Annotated in this window: 11 protein-coding genes; 4 read left to right on the plus strand and 7 right to left on the minus strand. The window is 68.9% G+C overall.

Going from position 1 to position 7,849, the window contains the following annotated elements; translation table 11 throughout:
- The first annotated feature begins 821 nt into the window (after positions 1-821).
- Genes ABT084_RS11805 through ABT084_RS11815 form a run of 3 tightly spaced genes read left to right on the plus strand, consistent with a single transcriptional unit; the run spans position 822 to position 3,020 of the window.
- Entirely contained in the window at positions 822-1,385 is a 564-nt protein-coding gene (locus ABT084_RS11805; RefSeq protein ID WP_351041211.1) for a WXG100 family type VII secretion target, read from the plus strand.
- Positions 1,385-2,524 carry a hypothetical protein gene (locus tag ABT084_RS11810; protein WP_351041214.1) on the plus strand — a complete coding sequence of 380 codons (1,140 nt, stop codon included), beginning with the start codon at positions 1,385-1,387 and terminating at the stop codon, positions 2,522-2,524. Before ABT084_RS11805 ends, ABT084_RS11810 begins: the two co-directional genes overlap by 1 nt.
- A 7-nt stretch (positions 2,525-2,531) precedes the next feature.
- On the plus strand, positions 2,532-3,020 hold the full coding sequence (locus ABT084_RS11815; protein ID WP_351041217.1) for a hypothetical protein: 489 nt from the start codon (positions 2,532-2,534) through the stop codon (positions 3,018-3,020).
- 283 nt (positions 3,021-3,303) lie between these two features.
- Here ABT084_RS11815 and ABT084_RS11820 read toward each other — a convergent pair whose 3' ends face one another.
- The 5 genes from ABT084_RS11820 to ABT084_RS11840 form a co-directional block, all read right to left on the minus strand.
- A complete protein-coding gene (locus tag ABT084_RS11820) occupies positions 3,304-3,642 on the minus strand; it encodes a hypothetical protein (RefSeq protein ID WP_351041220.1) in 339 nt (112 codons plus the stop codon).
- Between the two features lie 774 nt (positions 3,643-4,416).
- Positions 4,417-4,596 carry a hypothetical protein gene (locus ABT084_RS11825; RefSeq protein WP_351041223.1) on the minus strand — a complete coding sequence of 60 codons (180 nt, stop codon included), beginning with the start codon at positions 4,594-4,596 and terminating at the stop codon, positions 4,417-4,419.
- Positions 4,597-5,121: 525 nt separating this feature from the next.
- Positions 5,122-5,655, minus strand: coding sequence for a peptidoglycan-binding domain-containing protein (locus tag ABT084_RS11830; RefSeq protein ID WP_351041226.1), 534 nt, complete (start codon positions 5,653-5,655; stop codon positions 5,122-5,124).
- A complete protein-coding gene (locus ABT084_RS11835) occupies positions 5,630-5,857 on the minus strand; it encodes a hypothetical protein (RefSeq protein WP_351041229.1) in 228 nt (75 codons plus the stop codon). Before ABT084_RS11835 ends, ABT084_RS11830 begins: the two co-directional genes overlap by 26 nt.
- A gap of 176 nt (positions 5,858-6,033) precedes the next feature.
- The gene (locus tag ABT084_RS11840; RefSeq protein ID WP_351041272.1) at positions 6,034-6,222 is read right to left on the minus strand and encodes a hypothetical protein; all 189 of its coding nucleotides are present in this window, start codon (positions 6,220-6,222) and stop codon (positions 6,034-6,036) included.
- Between the two features lie 14 nt (positions 6,223-6,236).
- Here ABT084_RS11840 and ABT084_RS11845 point away from each other — a divergent pair, with 14 nt between their 5' ends.
- Entirely contained in the window at positions 6,237-6,698 is a 462-nt protein-coding gene (locus ABT084_RS11845) for a hypothetical protein (protein ID WP_351041232.1), read from the plus strand.
- 302 nt (positions 6,699-7,000) lie between these two features.
- Here ABT084_RS11845 and ABT084_RS11850 read toward each other — a convergent pair whose 3' ends face one another.
- Both ABT084_RS11850 and ABT084_RS11855 read right to left on the minus strand, forming a co-directional pair.
- On the minus strand, positions 7,001-7,204 hold the full coding sequence (locus tag ABT084_RS11850) for a cold-shock protein (RefSeq protein ID WP_351041234.1): 204 nt from the start codon (positions 7,202-7,204) through the stop codon (positions 7,001-7,003).
- 249 nt (positions 7,205-7,453) lie between these two features.
- Positions 7,454-7,792, minus strand: a complete 339-nt coding sequence (locus ABT084_RS11855; protein WP_351041236.1) for a MerR family transcriptional regulator — start codon at positions 7,790-7,792, stop codon at positions 7,454-7,456.
- Between the last annotated feature and the right edge of the window lie 57 nt (positions 7,793-7,849).

Consider the following 7,849-nt stretch of genomic DNA (forward strand, 5'->3'; position numbering starts at 1 on the left):
ACGGCGCGCACGGGAGCGCTCCGACTTTGCCGACGGCTGGCTCCCCCACGTGTAGCCACGTCCCGGGGGGGACCGCGGCGGCCTCCCGCGGAGGGTTCAGGGAGAGGGGTCCCACGCTTCGGGACCGCCGCCCCGCCGTTGCACGAAGCCGGCGTCGGTGAGGTCGACGTCCGCGGCGTTCTCCAGCCCAGCGGCCGCGCAAAGACCCGGATATCGGATGGGCGGTGCGCGATCCCGATGGCGACAGCGTCGTAGCGGACCCGGCGCGAGCCCTCCTCATCGGGCGGGTAGACGATCAGCTCGGCCGACATCGCTCAGCCTCTTCCCCGCCCGTCGCACCGGCACCCGGCCCCGTACGAACGGGTGACGCACCGCCCGAGCGATACGGCACTCAGGCTCGCTGACCTGCGGCGGGGAGGTGTAGGGGAGGTGTAGTGGTGACTACAGAGCCCCTCACTCACCGGCACGTCACCGAACTCACCCACCCGTTCACCAGCGTGGACGCATCCGCGGGAAGCCGCCGCGCGTGGACGGCTCGGCCGCTTCACGGGCCCAGGAAGGACCCGGAACGCCCACCGCGAAGGTCCCCTGGGCCGTCGGGTCGTCAGTGGGTGACTGGGGTCTGGCTGTGTTGAGAGCCTTGTGTGGACCGGGTGCCAAACCGCTGCCACCACCCCACCCGCTCACACCCCTCCGCCTTGACCAAAGACATAGGAGCACCCCCGGCCGGCCGGCCCGCCCGGGCGGCCCCGCGGCGGTGGGCGTCGTAGGTCACGGTTAGTCTGAGCTGCGGAGAGACAGCACAACTTTGGGGGAAACCGGTGAGTGACGACCTGCTGCCCGAACCAGAGCGGCTGCCGCTGACGCCCGATGAGCTGAAGAAGCGCAACCTGGGGGCCTTCGCGCCCTTCTACCAGGCGCCGTCCGCCGACAGTTACGCCGATCCCACCACTCCGCGCGATCTCCAGTCCGAGCCCTCGCCCCTCCAGCCCCAGTCGCCCTTCCTCCGCCCGCCCTCGGGCCCCACCGGTCCCCTGGGACCCAACGGGCAGCGGCCGGGCGAGCGCCTCAAGATCGAGCCGTCCATCCTCAACACGGCGGCGGACCGCGCGGACGAGATACACACCGCGTTCACCAAGCCCGCCGCCGCGCTGGAGACACCCGCGGCGACGGCGAGCAGCACCATGGCGGGCTGGGAGTCCGCGTACGCCATCCAGGCCGCGCACCGGCAGTGGGAGCAGCAGGCCGGCACGGTGGCGGGCTGGCTGGCGCACATCTCCGAGAGCCTGCGAGCCGGAGCCCGGGACTACACCAAGACCGACGCCGCGATCGAAGAGGCCTTTCGCGGGGTCCATCGGCGCCGGTCACTGATCGAGGACCTGTAATGGCTTCCTTCTTCCGGGAGATCCTGGACACCGACCTCGGCCCGCTGCAGAAGCTGGCCGATCAGTGGCGCACCACCCAGAACGACATCAGCGGCCTGGGCAAGCGGGTCCAGGGCGAGATGCTCACCCCGCTGCGCGACAAGGGCTACTGGGAAGGTGCGGCGGCCCCGTACGCATGGCGGATGATCGATGACATCCAGCGCCAGCTGGAGGACGCCACGAAGGTCGCGGCGGCCGTCCTCGGTGTTCTGGACGATGCCCTCGGCGAGTTGAAGTCCGTCAAGACCGACCTGCAGGCGGCGGTCACGCGGGTCGGCGAGCAGGGCATGCATGTGGACAGCAAGGGCGAGTTGTCACCCTCCGTCGTGGGCGGCCAGTGCACGGTGGTCGAGAAGGGGTCCGCCGACGCGAAGGCCATCGAGGCGGCCCAGAAGGAGATCAACGACATCGTGCGGCGCGGTATCACCGCCGACCAGAACCTCGCCTTCAGTCTGATGTCCGACATCGGCCTCGGCCCGTGGTTCAACGGCACGCCGCAGCACGCGAACATCGACTCGACGAACCGGATCAGCCAGGAGGAGTACGCGCTCCTGGACCGGGCCATGCGCGGCAAGTCCCTCTACCCCAGCGGGCCGAAGGACGACCCGTACGACCTCGGCCTCGCCTGGGTGACCGGCCTGGGCCCCCGCTCCCGCGACTACTACGACGGCGACGAGATGACCGAACTCATCAAGTCCAGCGTGAGCATGGAGCAACTGCGCAAAGACACGCTCTCCCAGTGGAACACGGACGGCCAGGGCGAGGGCAAGGTCAGCTACTCCATCTCCGAGGGCGGCAAGGTGGGCGCCCTGAAGAAGCTCTTCGGCACCGACATCCCGGCGATCGTCACCGGGGACCCGGAGCACCTGGGCGAAGCCTTCATGGGCTCGTACTCCCTCAAGTACGACGTCAAGGGCGCGGACCCGGACGGCTCCCTCGTCGTCCAGTACACCCTCGACAACAACACCAGCAACGAATCCTTCCTCCATTTCGTCGGTTACTACGACTGGCTGAAGAAGACCAACAAAGAGGACGGCACCTTCTCCACCGTGAGCCAGACGATCACCTGGACCGAGCGCATCCCCGCGGGAACGAAGTAGCGGCGCCATGAACCCACGCATACGCACCACGGCGGCCGGGGCGGCTCTGGCCGTTCTCTGCTGGCCCCTCACCGCCTGCGGTCTGGCCGGCGGATCCGACGAACGCTGCGTCCCCGCGCCCGCCACCACGGCGAGCACCGTCGATCTGGAAGGCAGCTACGAGGGCTCGCTCGACGCCAAGGACGCCCGACTGACGCTGACCACCCGCCCCGGAGAGGGCGGCGGCACGCTGACCGTCCAGAACTGGCCCACCGGCGACTCCTTCCGCAAGGAGCTGGGTACCTCCTTCAGCACCACCGGGACCTGGGAACTCGACCAGCCCTCGGCCGGCTCCCCGCACGCCCTGCTCCGCCTGCACTTCGATCCGCCGAAGCCCGGCCTGCCCGCTCCTGACACCACCGACCTGCTGTCCGTCGGCATCGACGCGAAGCGCACCTTCGTCTACGCCGACAACGACCCTGACACCTGCCCGGACTTCCGCCTCCAACGGGGCTGATACAGGCCCGCGTCGAGGAACTCCCGCGGCAAACAACGGAGGTCCAGGTCGTTGACCTGGGCCGCGGCGGCCGTTCGACCCTGGCGAGGTCAGGCAGCGGCCTGCGTCTGTGCGCGGCTGCGCGTCTCCTGTCGTACGACCCGTCGGCGCCGAGTCGGCATGCCCACGGTCGGGTTGGCGACGCTCCGGGCCGCGCCCTTGCAGATCAGTTGCGGAGCTCCCCCTTCTGGCGGCGGGAGAGGTCGACCGCGTAGGTACTTCGGGAGGCGCCGGAGTACTGGGTCTAGCGGGTGGCGGATCGGATGTGGATGGCCGTGTCGTCGTGGTCGTCAAGTGGGTGAGGGTGTGGGCGAGGTCGCCGAGTGTGAGGTGGGCGTGGGGCGGCGGCGAGGGCTTCGAAGCGATCGTCGATGGGGTGGTAGGGGTGCTCGACCAGGCTGTCGGAGAAGAGGAGCACGATGCTGCCACCGGGCAGTGGCTCGGTGTGGTCGGGGCGGTGGATCGCGGTCCTCAACCCGTCGAAACTGCCCGGCTGGTGCTGGGACCGCTGGACGCGGTCGTGGTCCTTGCCGAGGGAGCGCTCCTGTCCGCGCTCGTCACGGTCGGAGACCGCCAGATGCACCCCCGGTTCCCGGCGGTGCCGAACAACTTGGCTGGAGGGCGCCAGGCGGCAGCCGTCCGCATGCCCACGTTCGGCGTCCGCGACCGGACCGGTCCGGTCCGGTCCGGTCCGGTCCGGTCCTCGAGCATCGCGAGGACCGGGGCGCGGGCGAGGTCCACCGCCTGGTGCTCGATGTCGGCGACGATGCCCAGACGCCGGACGTGGACGTACTCAAGTCGGGGTCGATGAGGAGGCCGACGCTCAGGTCGAAGGTGTCGAACCCTGCCTGGGTGTGGCGGGTAGGGTGCTCGAAGTTGACGTACCAGTTCCTCAGCCCGGCCCCGGTGAAGAAGGCATTGTTGCTGCACCACGCCGTCGGCGGCTCCCACAGCAGGAGTTCCGTCTCCTGCCACACCCCGGGCGCGAGCTCCCACTCCCCCGTCGCCATCGCGTCGAACGCGCCTCCGTGCGCACCGACCGGTCACCGTCGACGCGCGCCTTGGCGTACAGAGCCGGCCACAGGGCTTGGGCACCGGGGTGCAGGCGGTCACCAGCGCCTCGCCGGAGTCGGCGACAACGCGTAGCGCCTGCTCGCTCCACACCCGCCCGGAGCGGTGCACGTCCCGCCGCACCACTGTCTCCCCCGCCTCGAAGGTCTCCACCGGCTGCCTCCCTCGTACGGACCCGGCCGGAACATCCGGCAGGACGGGCACCACCCTGAGCGCACCCAGCCAGGGGTGGGCAAGCCACCGTTCGGGCGGCCTGCCCAGGCTCCCCTTGGGCTTGCCCAGCCGCTCAGGCTTGCCCGGCCGCCGGCTCCCACAGCGGGCGGGCACGCCCGGTGCCGTCGCAGTGGAAGCACCGGCCACCCTCGGACGTGCTCCGGGCGCCGATGGTGGCCGTAGCGTCGCGCAGGAGCTGAGTGAGGCCGTAGACGTGGGCCGGGTGCAGGGCGAGGTCCTGGCTCTTGCCCACCAGGATCTCCAGAATCTCCCCTTGAACGGCGTAGCCCGGCGCCGTCCGGACAGCTCCACTCGCGCCCTGAAGATGACGTCGTCCGGATTGGCGAGGGCGACTCGAAGCGGTCGACCCGCCCGAGCCGGCCGGGGATCCGCAAGGGTTCATCGACCTGAGTACCTGAGTACACGAAGCGGCTCTTGCCCCCGGACCTCGGACCTTCATCCGGGCGCCATGGGCCGCTTCTTTGCGTTTCTAAGAGGAGCTGCGACTGATAACGCCGTCATCGATCGCAGCTGCTTGTACGGCGCCGTTCACGAGTTGTGTGAAGTGATCGTCATGACCTCGGGAGATCTGTGTTCCTAAGAACGGGCTCTGGCACAGACTCCGCGCAGCTCACGTGTCGGCTACCCCGTCAGCGAGGGATTAGCGGCACGTGAGCTGCGCGGCGGACGGAGGGTCACGAGACGCTGGTGGACTTCGAGATCGCTCACCGCGTGCGCGTCAGAACTCGTCATCCCCTACGAAGGCAGTGGGGCCGAGTCACTCATGACGGACTCGGCCCCACGGAGGCGATGAGTACTTGACGCAGACGGTCCGATCGCCGGTGCCGTTGGCCACCCAGTACATGGCACGGCGGGTCTGGGGACCATAGGTGCCGTCCACGGGGATCCCGTAAAATTCCTGGCTCTGCCTCACGGCAGCAACTGTGAGCGGGCCGTAACCGCCGTTGATTTCGAGGCGGTTGTGGCCGTTGCACCACTTGAGCGCACTCTGCAGGTCGGCGACGGCCGAGCCGTACGGGGACCCCTGGCGCATGATGCAGTCGACCGAACCGCCAGCCGTCATTGGAACCCACGCCTCGTAACCTCCGACCCAGACCTTGCTGGACCGAGTGCAGTCGCCCCCAGCAGCGCTGACGTCGGGGCGAAGCCGATCAGAGCGGCGATCGATACGACCATCAAACCTGCAGAGGCAAGGCGTCGCCCCGTCACGTAGCGACGGGTGCCCGCCCAGAGTTCGTAGACCGCCTGCGAGGCGGATGGTCACGTCACCGAAGTCGGCCTCGGCCTCCATGCCGGGATGGTGGGGTCTGCGGCACGAATACTTCGTTCGGCGCCTTCCCCGACTCGACCAGGATCTGCGGCTTCCCGTCCGAGACGTAGCGCCGGACCATCTGGTAGGAGACGTCCGCGCCGTGCTCCTCGACCAGGCGGTGGAAGATCCGCGTGATCGTATGTCGCTGCTTGCGCGGCGCGTCCAGATCAGCCTGGAGCATCCGGATGCTGCCCTGGCACGAACGCCGGTGACCTCAAAACTCGGTTCTGGCACAGATCTTGGGGAGTCGTCGCGGTGCGTCACCTCGATCTTCGAGGAGGGGCTTCCTGGACAACTCGGCCGAGGCCAGTTCGGCTACGCCCACCCGACCATGCTCCAAACCGGTCGCTCGCTCCGTCAGCGTTTGTGTGCTCGGTACTGCTTGAGGAGAGCGGTGAGCTTCGCGGGTTCGGCAGCGCCGTTCAACTCCGTCAGGAGAGCGTCAGGACAGAGCTCGTAGTGGTCACCCCACCACCGCTGCCCCTTGTTGTCCCAAATGCGATACCCGCCGGGTACCCCCCTGGCTACGTACCGTCGCCTGCTTATATCGATCACCCCTCATGACAGTCTCTCCACACTACAAGCTGCTACTGGAGCGGGATCATCTTCCGCAGCAGGTGGAAGCCGGCTCGTCCGTAGAGCTGCCTCTTGATCTTTTTGATGCGGTTGACAGCACCTCCGCATTCCGGCTCGAGTCGGTCAAGGACGCCGAAGAGTCCACCCGTGACTTGGCCGCGCGGCTGGCCACCACCGAGCTGCGCCGCGCTTCCCACCCGGGCCGGGTCACCTGGGAGCCCACCGATCAGGCCGAGCCCGTACCGGTCCCGCCGACTGTGGTCGACGGTGACGGGGACCTGTGGCTGCGGGACCGGGGCACTGGCACCTGGACCATGCCCGAGTTCAACCCGAACGAGTTCCCGGCCCGCTGTGGCGAGGTTCTGACATGGAACCAGCTTGCCCGCGAGTTCGGCCCGCTGACCGCACTGGCCGACGACCGCCGCATCGGCGGCGGCCGGCGCTGACCGCGCAGCAATCCCGGCGGTTCCGCAGGACGGGGGCTGAGCGCCACCAGGAGCAACGCAGCCCGAACGGGGCCCGCTGGTCGCTAATCTGCCAGCGGACTGACGGGGCCGTCTTCGATGGTGAGCACCTTGTCCGTGCCGGTCACAGTCAGCAGACGGGCGAGCTGGCGTGGCAGGGGGCCTGCCAACCGCAGATCGCAGTTCCGGTTGACGCCGGCCTGGCCTCCATTGTTCGGGCCGCCCGCTACCGGGCGGGCCCGCAGGCCAGGCCGGTCGCGGTGCCCAGCCGGTCGGTCGGGGGGTCAGGCCGGGGTGATGTTTTCGGCCTGGGGGCCCTTCTGGCCCTGGGTGACGTCGAACGTGACGACCTGGCCCTCCTGGAGCTCGCGGAATCCCGAGGAGTTGATCGCGGAGTAGTGGGCGAAGACGTCCGGGCCGCCGCCCTCCTGCGCGATAAAGCCGAAGCCCTTCTCCGCGTTGAACCACTTCACAGTTCCCGTCGCCATATTCATGCCTTCCAGTCGATGAACGCCTCCCGCTCCCTGCGGAAGGCGGAGGTGATCGTCCTGGTTCCTGCGGCACAGCACAGCAAAACGCCCACACCTTCAGGCGTGGGCGGAGGGAACTTCCGAGCCACGACAGCTGACACAAACGCCACACGCCCCCAACGGCCCGTCACCAGAGGAAACGGCCCCGTTGCCAGGCGCCCATGTACTCCCGAGGCCCAACGGTGTCCGGCGGGCGCGGGGTCGGCCTCAGGCCGCGGCCACCGGCTTCGCCGAACCGGCGGCAAGGGCGTATTCGGCGTTGATGCGCTGCGCTTCCTCGAGCTGGTCTTCGAGGATGACGATCCGGCAGGCCGCTTCGATCGGGGTGCCCTGGTCAACGAGTTCGCGGGCGCGGGCGGCGATCCGTAGCTGGTAGCGGGAGTAGCGGCGGTGCCCGCCGGCGGAGCGGAGCGGGGTGATGAGGCGGGCTTCTCCCAGGGCGCGGAGGAAGTTCTGGGTGGTGCCGAGCATGTCTGCGGCCCGACCCATGGTGTAGGCGGGGTAGTCATCGTCGTCGAGACGCCCGAAGGAGTCGTCTGCTGTCATCGCACCTCTTTCTGGAACGTACGGAGGGGCCCTGGTGCCTATGGCACCAGGGCCCCG

Source organism: Streptomyces sp. NPDC002138, from assembly GCF_040296485.1.
GTDB lineage: Bacteria > Actinomycetota > Actinomycetes > Streptomycetales > Streptomycetaceae > Streptomyces.